Source organism: Serratia sp. Ag1, assembly GCF_000743355.1.
Taxonomy (GTDB): Bacteria; Pseudomonadota; Gammaproteobacteria; order Enterobacterales; family Enterobacteriaceae; genus Chania.
Window position 1 is genome coordinate 251174 of the sequence record NZ_JQEI01000023.1, and the last position, 17424, is coordinate 268597.

Consider the following 17424-nt stretch of genomic DNA (forward strand, 5'->3'; position numbering starts at 1 on the left):
ACATGGACAGTAAACTGCTTGAATACTATAACCGTGAACTGCTCTATCTGCGTGAGATGGGCGCGGAGTTTGCTGAAAGCTACCCGAAGGTCGCGGGGCGTTTAGGGATGCAGGGCATTGACGTCAACGATCCCTACGTTGAGCGCCTGATGGAAGGGTTTGCCTTTCTCACTTCGCGTATTCAACTGAAAATGGACGCGGAGTTCCCGCGTTTCTCGCAGCGGATGCTGGAGGTGATTTACCCTAATTATCTCTCGCCAACCCCGTCGATGGCGGTGGCCGAACTGCACCCTGATGGCCGCAAGGGCAACATTAACAGCGGTTTTCTGGTGCCGCGCGGCACGGTGATGACCTGTGATACCTTCAGGAAAAGCGGGATTGTCTGCAAATATCGCACTGCCCATGACGTGATGCTTTACCCGCTCAGCATCAGCCAGGTTTCACTGGGTGCAGTACCTGCCGATGCCGTCAGCACCGCCCGCGCCAACCGCAATGCCAGCCGCCATGCGCTGCAGATCCGTCTGCGGCTCGACGATAACGTCACCTTCGACAGCCTGAGCCTGGATAAGCTGATGTTCTACCTCAGCGGCCAGGATCTGGAAGCCTTGCAGTTGCTGGAACTGCTGATGCAGCACACCACGGGCCTGGTTTGCCTGCCGGTGGGGGGAGCCGCTCGCCAGGGGCATTACTTGCCGAAAGAGCGGCTGAGCCACGAAGGGTTTGAGGCCGAGCAGGCGCTGTTACCCAACGATCTGCGCAATTTTGATGGTTATCGCCTGCTGCAAGAGTATTTCGCCTTTCCGGCTCGTTTCCGCTTTTTCAGCGTCGCTGGGCATGCTGCGCTGTTTGGTGCGGGCAAAGCGCAGCATGCCGGGGTGCGGGAGTTTGACATCGTCCTGTTGTTGGACAAAGAGCTGCCTGCGCTGGCCAAGCGCGTGGATGCCAGCCACCTCGCGCTGCACTGCACGCCGGTGATCAACCTGTTTTCCAAGGTGGCAGAGCGTATTACGCTGAATGACAAAACCCATGAATACCATTTGGTGGTCGATAATATTCAACCGCTGGATTATGAGGTTTTTTCCGTGCAGCGGCTGTGGGGCACCCCGGCTAATAGCCCGCATGAGCAGGAGTTCCGGCCATTTTATTGCACCCACGGGCGCGATGGGCAAAATTACGGTGCCTATTTCTCGCTACGCCGTTCACCGCGCCCACCGTCAGCCAAAAGTCAACGCCAGGGGTTGCGCAGCAGCTATGCCGGGTCGGAGGTCTTTTTCTCGCTGGTGGATGCCTATCACACCCCTTGGCGTAACGATCTGGAGTACATCACGGCGGAGGTGCTGGTGACCAACCGCGACCTGCCGCTGTTGCTGCAACGGCAAGAGGCGCTCTCGTTTGTCGCCTCAGACTCGATCCCGCTGCGTCAGGTCACGTTGAAAACGCCGCTGTCTGCGCCGCGTGCGGCATTGGCAGAAGGCCGCATCTCCTGGGGCTTAATCAGCCAGTTACAGTTGGATTACCTCAACCTGATGGAAGGGGACGATGAGCAGGGCGCGCGGGCGTTAAGAGAACTACTGACGCTGTATGCCAAACTGGATGAACCACAGATTAACAAGGAGATCAAAGGGGTACAGCACTGCCGCCTGTCGCCTTCTTATCACCGTGCGCCAGTGCCCGGGCCGATTGTGTTCTCGCGTGGTGTGGCTATCGATCTGACGATTGATGAACAGGCGTTTGCTGGCAGCACACCTTATCTGCTTGGCTGTGTGCTGGAGCGGCTGTTCAGCCGCCTGGTCACCATGAATACCTTTGTCACCACCTCTTTGAGCACGCCGCAGCGCGGTAAGATCGCCCGGTGGGCACCGCGTATCGGCAGGAGAACCCTGGTATGAGTTCGGCCTTGGAAGTGCGTAATACGCAGCGCCTGCCGGATGATTTCTGGACGACGCTCAGCGAGCAGCCGTACCAACAGGATCTGTTTCAGATCCTGCGGCGTCTTGATGCACAAGGGGGGCTCGAATGGCCGCTTGGGCGTGCGCCGCATCCGCACCAGGAACCGATACGTTTGGGGCAGCAGCCTTCGCTGTCGTTCGCCCCTTCAACGCTGGCCAGCGCCGGGCCAGCCAGCGATTCACCAGCCTACCAATTGATGATCTACAGCTTCGGGCTGTTTGGCCCCAACGGCCCACTGCCGCTGCATTTCACCGAATATGTGCGCGAGCGTTATCTGCACAATCAGGATCGGACGCTGCTCGACTTTATCAACCTGTTCCATCATCGCCTGATCCTGCTGTTTTACCGCGCCTGGGCCAACAGCCAACCCACCGTATCGCTCGATCGGGAAGACGATCAGGCTTTCACCCGTTACCTTTCTTCGGTGATTGGGATGGGCACCGACAGGCTACGCCCGCAGGACAGCCTGCCGACCCACGCAAAGTATTTTATGGCTGGGCATCTGGTGCGGCAGGGGCGCGACGCAGAAGGGTTGGCCAAGATCCTGCGTTATTACTTTCAGGTGCCGGTGCGGATTATCGAGAACATACCCGTGTGGTTGAGTATCGCCCCGGAGCAGCAGACGCGGCTGGTGGCCGACAAGGGGCTGCAACTGGGGCTCGACGTTTTCCTTGGCCGTGCGGTGCGCGATGTTCAGCACAAGTTCCGCATTGAACTGGGGCCGATGTCGCTGGCGGAGTATCAGCGCTTTATGCCCGGCAGCCCGCAGGCGATGGAGTTACGCGACTGGGTGCGGCATTACGTCGGCATCGAATATCTCTGGGATGTGCGCCTGATCCTGCGTAAGGAACAGGTCAGCAGAGCGACGCTGAACGGCGGGCAGCGCCTTGGGCTGAGCAGCTGGTTGCGCGATAACGATGGCGCTAACGATGCGGGTGACCTGATTTTTTCACCCGAACCCATCGATCCGCATCTTGCCATTAATTTTAATTAAAACAGATGATTAAGGTGTAACTATGAGAGAGATCAGCCGCGCAGTTTTGTTTGGTAAGTTAAACGGCCTGTTACTCAGCAGCCTGGAAAATGCCACCGCATTTTGCAAACTCCGGGGCAACCCTTACGTTGAACTGGCTCACTGGATCCATCAGTTGCTGCAGCATCCCGAAGGGGACTGGCAACAGATTATCCGCCACTTTGGCATCAATGCGGGCAAGCTGGGTGAGGACGTGATCGCCGCTATTGATCGGCTGCCGCGCGGTGCCAGCTCGGTTTCTGATCTGTCGGAACATATCGACAGCGCCGTGGAACGTTCGTGGGTCTTTGGCTCGCTGAAGTTCGGGGCTCAACAGATTCGTGGCGGGCACCTGCTGCTGGGGATGCTCAACACCACCAATCTGCATAACCAACTGTTGGCCATTTCCCCCTGTTTTAAGCAGATTAACAGCGAAAGCCTGTTACAGCAGTTCGAGGCGGTTCTGGCGGCATCTGCCGAAACGCAGGCCGAGCAGAGCAACAATACGCTGGCAGCCCCGCGCAGCGGTGAAAGCATGCTGGAACAATACGGTAGCAACCTGACGGAAAAAGCACGCCGTGGTGAGCTGGATCCGGTGACCGGGCGTGATGAAGAGATCCGGCAGATCGTGGATATCCTGATGCGCCGTCGGCAGAACAACCCGTTGCTGACCGGTGAGGCGGGGGTAGGGAAAACCGCGGTGGTGGAAGGGTTGGCGGCCTATATCGCCGCTGGTGACGTGCCGCCGAAACTGCGGGACGTCACGCTGTATCAACTGGATATGGGGATGCTGCAGGCGGGGGCGGGAGCCAAGGGCGAGTTTGAACAGCGCCTGCGGGCGGTGATTGACGAAGTGCAGTCCAGCCCGTCACCGATCATTCTGTTTGTTGATGAAATCCACACGCTGATCGGCGCAGGTGGCGCGCAGGGCACCGGCGATGCGGCCAACCTGCTGAAACCTGCTCTGGCGCGCGGTCAGTTGCGCACTATCGGGGCCACTACCTGGTCGGAATATAAAAAATACATCGAAAAGGATCCGGCCCTGACGCGTCGCTTCCAAGTGGTGCAGGTGCTTGAACCGGACGAGAGAAAAGCGGTGCTGATGCTGCGCCACCTGCGTCACACGCTGGAGCAGCATCACCAGATCATCCTGCTGGATGAGGCGGTAGAGGCGGCGGTGCGCCTGTCTCACCGTTATATTCCCGATCGTCAGTTGCCGGATAAAGCCATCAGCCTGTTGGATACCGCTTGTGCCAGAGTCGCGGTCAGCCAGCATGGCGAACCGGGTCGGGTGGAAAGTTGCCGCCGCCAGATCGAAGCGCTGGAAACCGAGCTGGAAGTGGCGGTGCGCGACGTGCGCATCGGTGCCGGTGACGCGCAGCGCCCACAGCAGATAAAACAGCAGTTGGAGCAGGTGCAGCAAAGGTTGGCGATTCTGAACGCCCGTTGGAACGATGAGCGAGTGCTGGTGAACGAGATTATCGAGCTGCGCGCCAGGCTTTATCGGCCTGGTGAGGCCGAGGATGAAGGAAGTGAAGACGCGCTGCGTGCGGAGCTTTGCGAATTGCAGCAACAGTTGGCAGCGCTGCAGGGGGACGATCCGCTGCTGTTCTCCTCGGTGGATGCCAACACCATCGCCTCGGTAGTGGCCGATTGGACCGGGATCCCGCTGGGCCGCATGATGAAAAATGAAGTGGAAGCGGTGCTCAAACTGGCAGACAGCTTAAACGAGCGGGTGATTGGTCAGAAACATGGCCTGGAACTGATCGCTCGCCGCCTGATCACTTCGCGTGCCAGCCTGGATGATCCTAATAAACCCATCGGGGTATTTATGCTGTGCGGCCCTTCTGGCGTTGGCAAAACCGAGACTGCGCACGCGCTGGCAGAAAACTTCTACGGCGGCGAGCGTAACGTTATCACCATCAACATGAGCGAGTTTCAGGAACCCCACACCGTGTCCACGTTGAAAGGGGCCCCCCCTGGTTATGTGGGTTACGGTGAAGGGGGCGTGTTGACCGAAGCGGTGCGCCGCCGCCCTTACAGCGTGATTCTGCTTGATGAGATCGAAAAAGCGCACTCCGACGTGCATGAAATCTTTTATCAGGTGTTCGATAAAGGCTGGATGGAAGATGGCGAAGGGCAGCGTATCGATTTCCGTAACACCATTATCATTCTGACCTCTAACGTGGGTGGCGAGGTGGTGAGCGCGTTGTGTGCCGATCCGGCCATGCCGCCAGAATCTGAACAGCTCACCGCTGCGTTACGCGATCCCCTGCTGCGGGCGTTCCCCGCCGCGTTGCTTGGCCGCTTGAATGTGATCCCTTACTACCCGCTCAGCGACGCGGTGCTAGGGGATATTGTGAAGTTGCAGTTGGAACGTGTCCGCAAGCGTCTGTTAGAGAATCACCACATTACCTGCTCGTTTGATGACGAGGTGATCCAGCAGATCGTCAACCGTTGTACGGAGGTGGAGTCCGGTGGACGGATGGTGGATACCATTCTGACCAACACCTTGTTGCCGCAAATCAGCCACCGCTTGCTGACTGCCAGCACCGAGTTGCAGCAGTTCCGGCATTTGCATATCAGCTATGCCGATAAGGCGTTTGTCTATGACTTCCAGGCGTAATGGCGGGGAGTGCGGCCCATGCTGATACAACCGGCAGGGCCGCTGATGGAAACATTCGGCTGCGGCGCTCAGGCGCTGCATACGGGCTATCGTTTCGCGCAGTTGGAAATTCAGCAAGTGATTGGCGAAGGTGGCTTTAGCATCGTTTATCAGGCTTTCGATCACCGCCAGCAGCGCTGCGTGGCCGTGAAGGAGTATTTCCCCACCACCATCGCGGTGCGCAACCGTGACGGCACAGTATTACCCCGGAACCCCTTCTTGCAGGCGACGTTCAACGCTGGGCGCGATTACTTTCGCCAGGAAGCCAAAATACTCGACAGCCTGGTCCACCCCTGCATACCGCAGATTTTGGGCTTCTGGCAGGAGAATGGCACGGCTTATATCAGTACGCCGCTGTACAGAGGCCAAACCCTGAAAAAGTGCTACGCGGAGAACCCCGCCATAGTGACCGAGCGTTGGCTCAGAAAGCTGCTGGCCACGTTGTTGAATACCGTGGCCGCCGTGCATCAGCAGGGCTGCCTGCATCGGGATATTTCATGGGATAACATACAGATCGGCAAGCACCATCCCCCGGTTCTGCTGGACTTTGGCTCCGCCTGTTTTCTGGCTGCTGATTGTCTGAAAAAGACCAATCTGGTGTTAAAACCCGGTTTTTCCCCACCGGAACTCTATTGCAACTCGGGAGGATACGCCCATGGCCCTTGGTCAGATATCTACTCCATCGGCGCGTTGGTGTTTACGCTGATGAGCGGTCGTTTGCCGCCGGTCAGCCTGACGCGCTGCATTGAAGACCGCTATCAGCCGCTTGTGCAGTGCCAACCGTCGGGTTATTCACCGCAGTTCTTGGTGGCTATCGACAGCGCACTGGCGGTTAACCCAGCCGAACGGCCACAGGATATTGCTGCCTTTGCCCGACTGTTGGCTATTTAATCGCGGCGCTAAAGGGAATGACGGAACCGTAGTCGTTAACAAAACTGCCGCTAATCTGGTGGCCCGCTCGCCCCGGTAGTTTCAGGATGCGTGTGGAATGGGGGGGAACCAGGGTTCCTTCGAGTTTTTGGCCATTCACCGACAGGTTCGCGAACGAGACATAGTAGGGCGTCGGGTTGTTGGCCTGCACGCTTTGGCCCTGGGTGCTCCAGGCGATCGCTTTGGCGGCTTCGTTGGCATCGCCGGGTAAACCGACTGGGCGATAGAACAGTTTGATACGGTTACGGAAAGCTATCTGTGGGTGTTGAGCATCGGCTTCGCTGCGGTTTTTGGAGGGGATCTCCAGCACGTTCAGCCAGAACAGCGATTCCTGATTCATCGGCAGCGTGTTGCCGGTATAGCTGAAGCGCAACGTTTGGCTTTTACCCGGTTCGAGCTGGTTGATGGCGGGGCTGAGCAAAATGGGTGTGGCGATTGTCTCCGGTTGGGCGTCTGCATCACCGTTATCGATCCAGTTTTGTAACAGCACGGTGGATGAACCCACGTTTTTGACCTGAAGAGTGACGTTGGTGGCATCGGACAGGTAGATCACCCGAGTGCCGTTAATCTGTATGCTGGCCGAAGTCGCGCTGCTGAACAGGGCAACCGTGGCGAAAGTGCAAGCCTGACGTAAATTGAGTGGGAAAAGTTGCATAGAACACTCCTGCGCAGATGCGGCTTGAAACATGATCAATAGCATAGCTCAGGTTGAAATTGGCGAAGCAGCAGTTAAAGGATATTTAGCGCCGTAAAGGCGGCGATTGAATGGTAAAGATTGGCAGGATTGCAGAGCCCATTTGGGGCCCTGCAACCGCTCAGAACCGTTAGCCCAGCGTTTGCCGTGCCCAGGCTAAACCACTTTGATATTCGGCTGGTAGCAGGGGAGCCAGAGCCTGTAACGCCTGCTGCAGCGAGGCCGCATCAGGATCGTTGAGGTTCAGGTGCCCCACTTTGCGGCCTGCACGCACCTCTTTTTCATACCAATGCAAATGCACCAGCGGCAGCGCCAACCATTGCCGATTCACCGCCGTGCCGATCAGGTTGACCATTACCGACGGCGTATTCACTACCGGTGTTGGCAGCGGCAAACCCAGAATGGCACGTAAATGCAGCTCGAACTGGCTGATAGAAGCACCATTTTGCGTCCAGTGCCCGCTGTTGTGCACCCGGGGTGCCAACTCGTTGATCAGCAAACGATCGCCGACGATAAAGCATTCCATCGCCATCACGCCAACGTAGTTCAGCTCATTGAGAATGGCAGACAGCATCTGCTCGGCCTGTTGCTGCAACGCCGGGTCTGGCTGTGGCAGAACGACGCTGGTGCGCAAAATACCGTCTTCGTGCAGATTGTGGGTCAACGGGTAGAACACCGACTGACCATCATGGCCACGCGCCCCGACCAATGACACTTCGCCAGAGAAATTGATCCCCTGCTCGACAATGCATTCGCCGTAAGCCTCAGCCAGTAATTGGTTTTCCTGGCCTGGGCGTAGGCGCCACTGGCCACGGCCATCGTAGCCGCCGACACGGCGCTTGACGATCGCCAATTCACCGAGATTCGCAAACACCTGCGGCCATTGTTCCGGGCTTGCCAGCAACTGCCACGGCGCGGTAGCCAGATTCAGATGGTCGAGCAGCTGTTTTTGCGTCAGACGATCGGCCAGGCGCGGGAAAATATCGCGGTTGACGAAGTTGTTGTGTACGGCGAGTTCGCGCGTCAGCGCGGTTTCTGGCCAGCGCTCGATCTCGGCGGTGATCACGCTGTTCTGATAGGGCACCGCTTCCGGTTCTGCATCCAGGCCCACCGGATAAACCGCAATCCCCAGCGGTTCGCCAGCCTGACGCAGCATGCGCCCCAGTTGGCCGTTCCCCAGTACGCAAACCGGCTTCATGCGCCCTCCCGTGGGTCTGGGTGGTTCAGCACCTCGTCGGTTTGTGCCTGACGCCAGGCGGCCAGGCGTTGGGCCAGCGCTGCGTCGTGCAACGCCAGGATTTGTGCGGCCAATAAACCGGCATTAGCGGCACCGGCTTTGCCAATCGCCAGCGTGCCGACGGGAATGCCGCGTGGCATCTGCACAATGGAGTAAAGGCTATCGACGCCGCTCAAAGCGGCGCTTTGCACCGGAACACCCAACACCGGAATCAGCGTTTTCGCCGCCAGCATGCCCGGCAAGTGCGCTGCACCGCCAGCACCGGCAATGATGACGTCAAAACCGATGGCGCTGGCATGCTCGGCAAAGCTGAACAACTTGTCTGGCGTGCGATGGGCGGAGACGACTTCGACATGGAAAGGGACATCAAGCTGGGTCAGGACTTCAGCCGCGAACTGCATGGTGGCCCAGTCACTTTTTGATCCCATAACAATTGCGATTTTAACCTCAGCCTTGGTGGCTGAAGCAGCGTTGGCTCCCATGTGGATATGGCTCCTGTCGTTGTACAGAGGTCGGCCCGGCAGGCCGGATGAGGGCGTAGAGCATATCATGAGTGTATGGCGAGGAAAACGGTTGCGTCGCCAGTTTTGCGTGGCGAAAGCAGCGAAAACTCAGAAAGGGAAGGCGATCAGTTCAACGGCTTCTGGCGTAACTTTAATCATTGAACCTTCGGTGTGCCAAGCGCCTAGCACCGCACGCTGGGCTTTGCCGGTGCTCAGTGCCAACGGGTGGATCGCTGGGCGATGGGTGTGCCCGTGGATCATCAGGTGTACGTGGTGTTGCTGCATCGCTTGCTCAACGGCCTGGGGGTTAACGTCCATAATGGCTGCTGACTTGTGCTGATTGGTTTGTTGGCTACGGGCACGCATTTTGGCAGCGATCTGCAAGCGCCAGCGCAGCGGTAGCGCCAGAAACAGGGTCTGGATCCAGGTGTTATGCACTTTACGGCGGAATTCCTGATAAGCCTGATCGTCAGTACACAGGGTGTCACCGTGCAGAATTAACGCTTTGCGGCCATACAGGTCGATCACCTGTTGTTCCGGCAGCAGAGTCATGCCGCTGGCCTGGGCGAAACGCTTGCCGAGCAGGAAATCGCGGTTGCCATGGATGAAGTAACAAGGAGTGCCTGCCTGTTGCAACGCTTTTAAGGCAGCGGCGATTTCGCCGTGCAAAGGCTCGGGATCGTCATCGCCAATCCAGACTTCAAACAGATCGCCCAGAATATATAACGCATCGGCGTGAACGGCGTCACGCTGCAAAAAACGCAGAAAACCGGCAGTGATTGCCGGTTCCTGTGCGCATAAATGCAAATCTGCAATAAACAGCGTATTCATGCGCTGGCAATTACTCGCTGACGGTAACGCTGTTGATCACTACATCTTCAACCGGAACGTCCTGATGCATGCCGCTACGGCCGGTTTTTACGCTTTTGATTTTGTCGACCACGTCCAGGCCTTCAGCCACTTCGGCGAACACGCAGTAACCCCAGCCTTGAGCGTTTTCACCACGGAAGTTCAGGAAGTCGTTATCTACCACGTTGATAAAGAACTGAGCGGTCGCAGAGTGTGGATCGTTGGTACGCGCCATCGCCAGGGTGCCACGGGTGTTTTTCAGGCCGTTGTTGGCTTCGTTTTTGATGGTGGCTTTGGTGTCTTTCTGATGCATGCCAGGTTCAAAACCGCCGCCTTGTACCATAAAGCCATTGATCACACGGTGGAAAATGGTGTTGTTGTAGAAACCTTCACGGCAGTAGTTCAGGAAGTTTTCAACGGTAACCGGCGCTTTATCTGCGAAGGTTTTAATAACGATGTCGCCGTGATTGGTGTGGAAAGTAACCATAGTTTTGTCCTAACAGAAGAAGTGAGTGATCACATTGGAAAGGTAAGCGAACAGGCTGACTTTATAACATATCTCAATGAGTGAGTCAGCAACCGAACCGATGGGCGGATCTCTGATTTTAAGCCGTTTTTTGCCGCTGAAATCAGCAATCCTTGGCCTTAACCTTGCATTGGCGCAGCCTTTCGGGTTTCAATACGTGAGTTAACCCGATCAACATTGCACACCACGGAATGCCCTGATGCTAAAGATCTTCAATACCCTGAGTCGTCAAAAAGAGGAATTCAAACCTATTCATGCCGGTAAAGTGGGCATGTACGTGTGTGGGGTAACCATTTATGACCTGTGTCATATCGGCCATGGTCGTACCTTTGTGGCTTTTGACGTGGTGGCGCGCTACCTGCGTTATCTTGGCTATTCGCTGAACTACGTGCGTAATGTCACCGACGTAGACGACAAAATTATCCGCCGCGCCGCAGAGAACGGTGAAACCTGCGATCAACTCACCACGCGGATGCTGGCAGAGATGCATGCGGATTTTGACGCATTGCTGATCGAACGCCCGGATCTGGAACCGCGCGCCACGCACCATATCAGTGAAATTATTGAGATCACTCAGCGTCTGATTGCGCGCGGCCATGCCTATGTTGCCAGCAATGGCGATGTGATGTTCTCTATTGATAGCGATCCCGACTACGGTTTGCTGTCGCGCCAGGATCTGGAGCAACTGCAGGCTGGGGCGCGGGTCGAAGTGGACGACGTAAAACGCAATCCGATGGACTTTGTGCTGTGGAAAATGTCCAAACCGGGCGAACCAAGCTGGGAATCACCCTGGGGCCCAGGCCGCCCAGGCTGGCACATTGAGTGCTCGGCGATGAACAGCAAACAGCTCGGCACTCATTTCGACATCCACGGTGGTGGTTCCGATCTGATGTTCCCGCACCATGAGAACGAAATCGCGCAATCAAGCTGTGCGCATGACGGCCCGTACGTCAATTACTGGATGCACTCCGGTATGGTGATGATCGATAAAGAGAAGATGTCCAAATCATTGAACAACTTCTTCACCATTCGCGATGTGCTGGCGTATTACGATGCGGAAACCGTGCGCTACTTCCTGATGTCTGGCCATTACCGCAGCCAACTGAACTACAGCGAAGACAACCTGAAGCAGGCGCGTGCTTCGCTGGAACGCCTGTATACCGCATTACGTGGTACCGATATCAATGCGCAACCTGCCGGTGGCGAAGCCTTTGAAGCCCGCTTCCGCGAAGCGATGGATGATGACTTCAATACGCCGGAAGCTTATTCCGCGCTGTTTGATCTGGCGCGTGAAGTAAACCGCCTGAAGAGCGAAGATTTGGCGGCGGCGAACGGGTTGGCGGCGGAACTGCGTAAATTGGCCAAAGTGTTGGGCCTGCTGCAACAGGAGCCTGAACAGTTCCTGCAGAGCGGGGCGCAAGCCGATGACGGGGAAGTGGCTGAAATTGAAGCCCTGATCAAGCAGCGTAACGATGCGCGTAAAGCGAAAGACTGGGCGCTGGCCGATGCGGCGCGCGATCGCCTGAATGAGATGAATATCGTGCTGGAAGATGGCCCGCAGGGGACCACCTGGCGGCGTAAGTAGTGCCGTCAGCCAAATGAAAAAGCCGGGGAGCGTGAGCCACCCGGCTTTTTTTCTGCTTGAACGATCAGGCTTTGACCGTGACGTTCATGCCTTTATAGCTGACCTTCTGGCCATCGACGATCTTGCAGCGCTTGCGCGTTTCCACTTGGCCGTTAACTTTTACCTGCCCTTCGGCGATCGCCTCTTTGGCGGCACCACCGCTTTCACACCAGCCTTGAAACTTCAGCAGATCGCACAGCTCGACGTGAGGGTGATTTTCCAGATTAAAAATTTCCATACTGCCTTAACTTATTTAGGTTGAACGTCGTGATATTCCTCGCAGGCTTGCAAGGTGTTTTGGATCAGGGTTGCCACGGTCATCGGGCCAACGCCACCCGGAACCGGGGTGATGTAAGAGGCACGCTCGCTTGCGGCCTCGAAATCCACGTCGCCGACGACTTTACCATTTTCCAGGCGGTTGATACCGACATCGATCACGATAGCACCGGGTTTGATCCAGTCACCGGGAATAAAACCCGGCTTACCGACGGCGACGATCAGCAGATCAGCATGTTCGATATGGTGGCGCAGATTTTTGGTGAAGCGATGGGTGACGGTGGTGGTGCAACCGGCCAGCAGCAGTTCCATGCTCATCGGGCGGCCAACGATGTTGGAAGCACCGACGACAACGGCGTTCAGGCCGTACGCATCGATATTATAGCGTTCCAGCAGGGTGACAATGCCGCGTGGGGTGCAAGGGCGCAGTTTCGGCGCACGCTGGCACAGGCGACCAACGTTATAAGGGTGGAAGCCGTCCACGTCTTTGTCGGGATGGATGCGCTCCAGCACTTTTACGTTGTCGATGCCGGCTGGCAGAGGGAGTTGCACCAGAATGCCATCAATCTCGCCATCGGCATTCAGCTTGTCAATCAAGGCCAGCAGTTCAGGCTCGGTGATGGTAGCGGGCAGATCGTAAGAGCGGGAGATAAAGCCCACTTCTTCACAGGCTTTGCGTTTGCTGGCGACATAAATCTGTGAGGCCGGATTCTCACCGACCAGTACCACCGCCAGGCCAGGAGCACGTTTGCCTGCTGCCAGACGTTGTTTAACTTGCTCAGCCACTTCGTTTCTAACCTGCTGTGCAATCGTTTTACCATCAATAATCTTTGCTGCCATCAGTGAGGAAATCCATCATTTAAGAAAAGCGGGGAATGTGGCTATTTTGGCAGAAGAGAGGCGCGCTGTCAGGCGTTGAATCAGCCTTATGCCGAGAATCCGCAGGCGAAGGCGTTGCCATTGATGGTTTGTCTGGAGCAACAGAATGATCTGCTGCACTTTTTATCTTCTTTTGGGCATCGGTGACATGGTGTTGCGCCGTTCTTTGAGGCGTGCTGACGCAATACCGCTGGAGGTTAGGATATTAGCGCAGGCAGATCATTATGTTAGGGTTGTGTTTTTCTGTTTTATGCGCAAAAAAACACCATAAAACCTGCCTGCGATTGCTACATCATGAAAAGGCATTGACTCGTTAACCTCTGACCGTATAATCCAACTCCGCAACCTCTCGGTTGCCGCATTCTCATCTCAATGCGCCCTTAGCTCAGTTGGATAGAGCAACGGCCTTCTAAGCCGTAGGTCAAAGGTTCGAATCCTTTAGGGCGTACCATAAAAATCATATGCTTACGCGTCATTAGTTCCTTCCTGTTTTTCAAGGTGGGACAGATTTGGGACACAATCACCGAAAATAGAGTCGATCTGGCGTGCGTGTTCAGTCAAATGAGATGGGGCTAGGTGGGCATACCGACGCACCATCTCTATTGACTCCCACCCTCCCATTTCCTGCAGTACAGACAGCGGCACCCCGGCCTGAATCAGCCAGCTTGCCCAAGTATGACGTAGGTCATGAAAGCGGAAGTTTTCTATCCCTGCTCGTTTTAACGCACTATCCTGGCATGGTTTGAGTCAATGCGCATTTTGCGCACACCGGGGTTCGCGATCCATCAGCGTGTCACTTTGCTGTTGTATACATAAACACCCATTTGCTATGTCTGCCTATCTGATCTCTCAGCACCCGGCAGGCTGTATCGTTAAGGGCAACGCCAATTGCCCATATTGATTTGTTTTGCTCTGGGTGTATCCATGGTGCTCGTTTAGTGGTCTATCACGTCGTAAATCTCCCGGATGAGCGTTGCAGCGGCCTGCAACGCTGGCTGAAGGGCATATCACCCGAAGCGTCGTGAATAAAGCGGTTGCGGCACTGGCGAATAAACATGCGCGAATGGCGTGGGCGCTGGTGAATCAGAAAACAGTTTATCTAGCTAAGTGAAGTCCCTTATCAAATAAAGTCAACGAGTTGATATACTGACAGGTAGAATCGACTCTCTGTAGACTTGGCAAATAGCTTGGCTGTTATAAGCCATGGCGCTAATGAGATCAGAGAGTACGGATGTTCATCAGGGCTCACGAAGCCGAATATATGTTTGTGACTACATTGTCAGAAAAAGGTCTGCTCACGCTTGCAGTGGTGCGGTGTCCATATAAGTTATTTAGACTTAAGTATTCAGCTGTACAACTGAAATTTTATACTTCACAAAAGATCAGAAACTATTTACCTGAACTGAACCTGCAATTTAAATAAATAAGATATTTCTGAGTTAAAAAGAGTCATTACTGAGTTGCATCGCTTGCCACCATCATGGCTGGCGAGTTTATCACCACTGGCAGAGTGTTCTACTCAGCCATGCCTGATTTTTGTGTAAAAAGGAAGCATGAACACTGTTTTAAAGTTTGTTCTGTGAGCTGAACTGTATTTTTGCTAAAAGTCTCTTTATTTAGTGAGATAGAGGTAAAAACTTGAACTCCGTCGCGAAAAAAAGATAATAATGTGATTTAATGAAACATTGTTTTATTATTTTTGGTCTGCTGTTTTTCATGTTGGGGTGTTAATGGGGTGACACAGGGAAATGGTGCAGTGTTAATATTTTTAACCTGATTTTTACAGATCAAACCATACCCGGCTTTAGTTATTCGGTGTTAGGGGGGATATTGAGAATACGATAATGCTTCGTAGAATCTTTATTGTGTTTGAATAATACCCTTGATGCTGTGACATATTCATTCTGCTTTAACCTTTTCCTGAAAAATCAGGGTGATATCTTTAACCGTAAATCCTGGGTGGTGACGGTTATTAAAGATGAGGCTTTTAGTGGGTGATATTAATCATACAGGAGGTTGCATGTTTTATTCCTTACCAAAATCCCGTCTGACTCTCGGGGCGGTTGTCGTCCTGAGCGGCCTGCTGATGGGGTGTGACAGTGCTTCGAAGAGTGACAACGTGTCGAACGGCAATAATGCCTCGAACAACGGCAATACGTCGGAAAATAACAACTCCTCGAACAATAATAACACCTCGGAGAACAATAACTCTTCAAATAATAATAACGGCTCAGAGAACAATAACGGTTCAGAGAACAATAATACGTCGGGGGGTGACAACAACACGGTGGATCGCACTGCCGCGCCGCAGAAAGTTCAAGTCCCTACGCTGGCCTTTGATGAGGACAGCGTGGTGTTGGTCTGGGAGAAGCCTGAACAGTACAGCGAGATCAAGGATTATAACGTTTACATGAACGGTCAGTTGATTGGGAACACTAATACCAATCACGATCTTCATTCACCGGCCAAACCTTATATCGATAACTTCTATCAGAATATCGACAGCGAAAACTGGCACACCAAAATTGGCCTGCATAACTTTACGGTGACAGGGTTAGCGCCAGCAACGGAGTACAGTTTCACCGTTCGTGCGGTTTATGCCGATGGTAAAGAGTCGGTAGACAGCGAAACCGTGAAGCAGAAAACCACGGCCAAGCCCTATCTGATCGACGTAAAAGACTTTGGAGCAAAAGGGGATGGCGATACGCTGGACACGGCGGCGATTCAGAGTGCTATCAACGATTGTACGCTGGAACGCTATCCCCAGGGTTGCAAGGTGCAACTCACCGCAGGGAAATACAAATCTGGCGCGTTGTTCCTGCATAGCAATATGACCTTCGAGATCACCGAAAACGCCGTGTTGCTGGGCTCTGCCGACGCGGCTGACTACCCGCTGGACAAGGGTTACACCCTGTATCCTTATACCGTCCCGGCACCGATGCCCAAGCGCCCGCCTTCATTGCTGAACGTGCTGGAGGCGAACGACCAAGGCAGCACCCATGCGGGGACTTTTGAAAATATCCGTATCGTCGGCAAAGGCACTGTCGATGGTAACGGCTGGACGCGCGGCATCAGTGCGGGTGGCGTGGACGAGATTACCGATGAAGTTGGCAATACATTGCCGCAGTATCGTGCCAGTAAAGAAGACAAAGTACACAGCGACGGTATTCTGGCGAAGTCTCAGGTCGCTGTTGCCGTAGGGGAGGGGATGTCGCTGACCGAGGCTTACAAGAACCGCCGCTCCAGCCTGATGACCCTGCGTGGGGTGCGTAATCTGTACGTTGATGGCCTGACGATTCTGAACCCGGCATTCCACGGCGTGATGGTGCTGGAGTCTGAGAACGTGGTGATGAATGCTTTATCGCATACCACCTTTGATGCCAACAATGCCGACGGTATCGAGTTCGGTAACAGCCAGAATGTGATGGTCTTCAATAACTTCTTTGATACCGGCGATGACTGCGTCAACTTTGCGGCAGGTTTTGGTGCGGGTGTGCAGGAGTTTGGCCAGAAAGCACAGAGTGGAGCCTGGATCTTCAATAACTATTTCCGTAACGGCCACGGTGCAGTGGTGGCGGGGAGCCATACCGGTGCATGGATTGAGAAGATCCGCGCAGAAGATAACGTTATGTATCTCACTTTTGTCGGGTTGCGCATGAAGAGCCGCCCTTATTATGGCGGTGGCGCGCGTGACGTGCTGTTCCGTGATAATGCAATGGTGGCAATTAACGAACAGCCGTTTGTTTTCACCATCAAATATGCTGCTGATGTCAATGATACTGTGCCTGCCAGCGAGCCTGCGCAGTTCCGCGACGTGACGGTGAAGAACGTGACGATTGATGGTACCAGCAAAAAGAACAGTATTCTGGTTGATGGTATGACGATCGCCGAGATGGAGAGCGCCTACGGCTTTGCCTTTGAACGCGATGCTTTCCACAGTGGGTTGCATTTTGAAAATGTGAAATTCAAGAATACCAAAGCGACGGATATTTCATTCCTGAGAGATAGCCAGTTCAATCAGGTGATTTTCGAGAATGTGCCAGCGGCATGGAAATTCATGCAGGTGCAAGATATCACCTTGAAAGACAGCGTTAACAATGATGTGGTTAGCGTGACGGGTGCCGGAGTGATGACGTTGGAAGCGGCAACGGAATAGTGAGGGTAACCGCGTAGCGGCTGCCTGATAGGGCAGTCGCCGGGTTGTTGGGGGCTGGTTTTTGAGCCCCCAACGTGATCCATGAAAAAAAGGTTTAGCGACCGAAATAAACAGGCCGCCACA

At 54.7% G+C, this 17424-nt stretch carries 13 protein-coding genes, 1 tRNA gene and 1 pseudogene; 7 read left to right on the forward strand and 8 right to left on the reverse strand.

The genetic code is table 11. The annotated features are described in order from the left end of the window. The first annotated feature begins 2 nt into the window (after positions 1-2). Genes tssF through IV04_RS14535 form a run of 4 tightly spaced genes read left to right on the forward strand, consistent with a single transcriptional unit; the run spans position 3 to position 6518 of the window. Positions 3-1889, forward strand: coding sequence for a type VI secretion system baseplate subunit TssF (gene tssF, locus IV04_RS14520; RefSeq protein WP_037394453.1), 1887 nt, complete (start codon positions 3-5; stop codon positions 1887-1889). After that, complete coding sequence (gene tssG / locus IV04_RS14525; protein ID WP_037394451.1) at positions 1886-2944, forward strand: type VI secretion system baseplate subunit TssG; 1059 nt, start codon at positions 1886-1888, stop codon at positions 2942-2944. Before tssF ends, tssG begins: the two co-directional genes overlap by 4 nt. 22 nt (positions 2945-2966) lie before the next feature. Further along, entirely contained in the window at positions 2967-5588 is a 2622-nt protein-coding gene (tssH, locus tag IV04_RS14530; protein ID WP_037394448.1) for a type VI secretion system ATPase TssH, read from the forward strand. Between the two features lie 18 nt (positions 5589-5606). Continuing rightward, on the forward strand, positions 5607-6518 hold the full coding sequence (locus IV04_RS14535) for a serine/threonine-protein kinase (RefSeq protein ID WP_051916811.1): 912 nt from the start codon (positions 5607-5609) through the stop codon (positions 6516-6518). Here IV04_RS14535 and IV04_RS24720 read toward each other — a convergent pair. From IV04_RS24720 to ppiB, 5 genes are all read right to left on the reverse strand, one after another. Further along, complete coding sequence (locus tag IV04_RS24720) at positions 6511-7212, reverse strand: molecular chaperone (RefSeq protein WP_051916812.1); 702 nt, start codon at positions 7210-7212, stop codon at positions 6511-6513. The genes IV04_RS14535 and IV04_RS24720 overlap by 8 nt on opposite strands. A gap of 169 nt (positions 7213-7381) precedes the next feature. Next, positions 7382-8449: a 5-(carboxyamino)imidazole ribonucleotide synthase gene (gene purK, locus IV04_RS14545; RefSeq protein WP_037394445.1), complete on the reverse strand. Its 1068-nt coding sequence runs from the start codon at positions 8447-8449 to the stop codon at positions 7382-7384. After that, positions 8446-8970: a 5-(carboxyamino)imidazole ribonucleotide mutase gene (gene purE, locus IV04_RS14550; RefSeq protein ID WP_037394442.1), complete on the reverse strand. Its 525-nt coding sequence runs from the start codon at positions 8968-8970 to the stop codon at positions 8446-8448. The genes purK and purE overlap by 4 nt, the downstream gene beginning before the upstream one ends. 129 nt (positions 8971-9099) lie before the next feature. Beyond that, a complete protein-coding gene (locus IV04_RS14555; RefSeq protein WP_037394439.1) occupies positions 9100-9822 on the reverse strand; it encodes a UDP-2,3-diacylglucosamine diphosphatase in 723 nt (240 codons plus the stop codon). Positions 9823-9832: 10 nt separating this feature from the next. Next, positions 9833-10327, reverse strand: coding sequence for a peptidylprolyl isomerase B (gene ppiB / locus IV04_RS14560; RefSeq protein WP_037394436.1), 495 nt, complete (start codon positions 10325-10327; stop codon positions 9833-9835). Positions 10328-10565: 238 nt separating this feature from the next. Here ppiB and cysS point away from each other — a divergent pair, with 238 nt between their 5' ends. Beyond that, complete coding sequence (cysS, locus tag IV04_RS14565; RefSeq protein WP_037394433.1) at positions 10566-11951, forward strand: cysteine--tRNA ligase; 1386 nt, start codon at positions 10566-10568, stop codon at positions 11949-11951. A gap of 64 nt (positions 11952-12015) precedes the next feature. Here the strand turns inward: cysS and ybcJ are convergent, their stop codons facing one another. Both ybcJ and folD read right to left on the reverse strand, forming a co-directional pair. Then, on the reverse strand, positions 12016-12228 hold the full coding sequence (ybcJ, locus tag IV04_RS14570; protein ID WP_037394429.1) for a ribosome-associated protein YbcJ: 213 nt from the start codon (positions 12226-12228) through the stop codon (positions 12016-12018). A gap of 11 nt (positions 12229-12239) precedes the next feature. Further along, entirely contained in the window at positions 12240-13106 is an 867-nt protein-coding gene (gene folD, locus IV04_RS14575) for a bifunctional methylenetetrahydrofolate dehydrogenase/methenyltetrahydrofolate cyclohydrolase FolD (RefSeq protein ID WP_037394426.1), read from the reverse strand. A 413-nt stretch (positions 13107-13519) separates the two neighbouring features. Here folD and IV04_RS14580 point away from each other — a divergent pair. Continuing rightward, positions 13520-13596, forward strand: a tRNA-Arg gene (locus tag IV04_RS14580). A 14-nt stretch (positions 13597-13610) separates the two neighbouring features. On the opposite strand, the pseudogene IV04_RS25300 reads toward IV04_RS14580, so the two are convergent. Further along, positions 13611-14082: pseudogene (locus tag IV04_RS25300) on the reverse strand (tyrosine-type recombinase/integrase); the annotation flags it as partial. Positions 14083-15165: 1083 nt separating this feature from the next. Between IV04_RS25300 and IV04_RS14585 the strand changes: the two are divergent. Continuing rightward, positions 15166-17301 carry a glycosyl hydrolase family 28 protein gene (locus IV04_RS14585; RefSeq protein ID WP_037394423.1) on the forward strand — a complete coding sequence of 712 codons (2136 nt, stop codon included), beginning with the start codon at positions 15166-15168 and terminating at the stop codon, positions 17299-17301. The last annotated feature ends 123 nt before the right edge of the window (positions 17302-17424 follow it).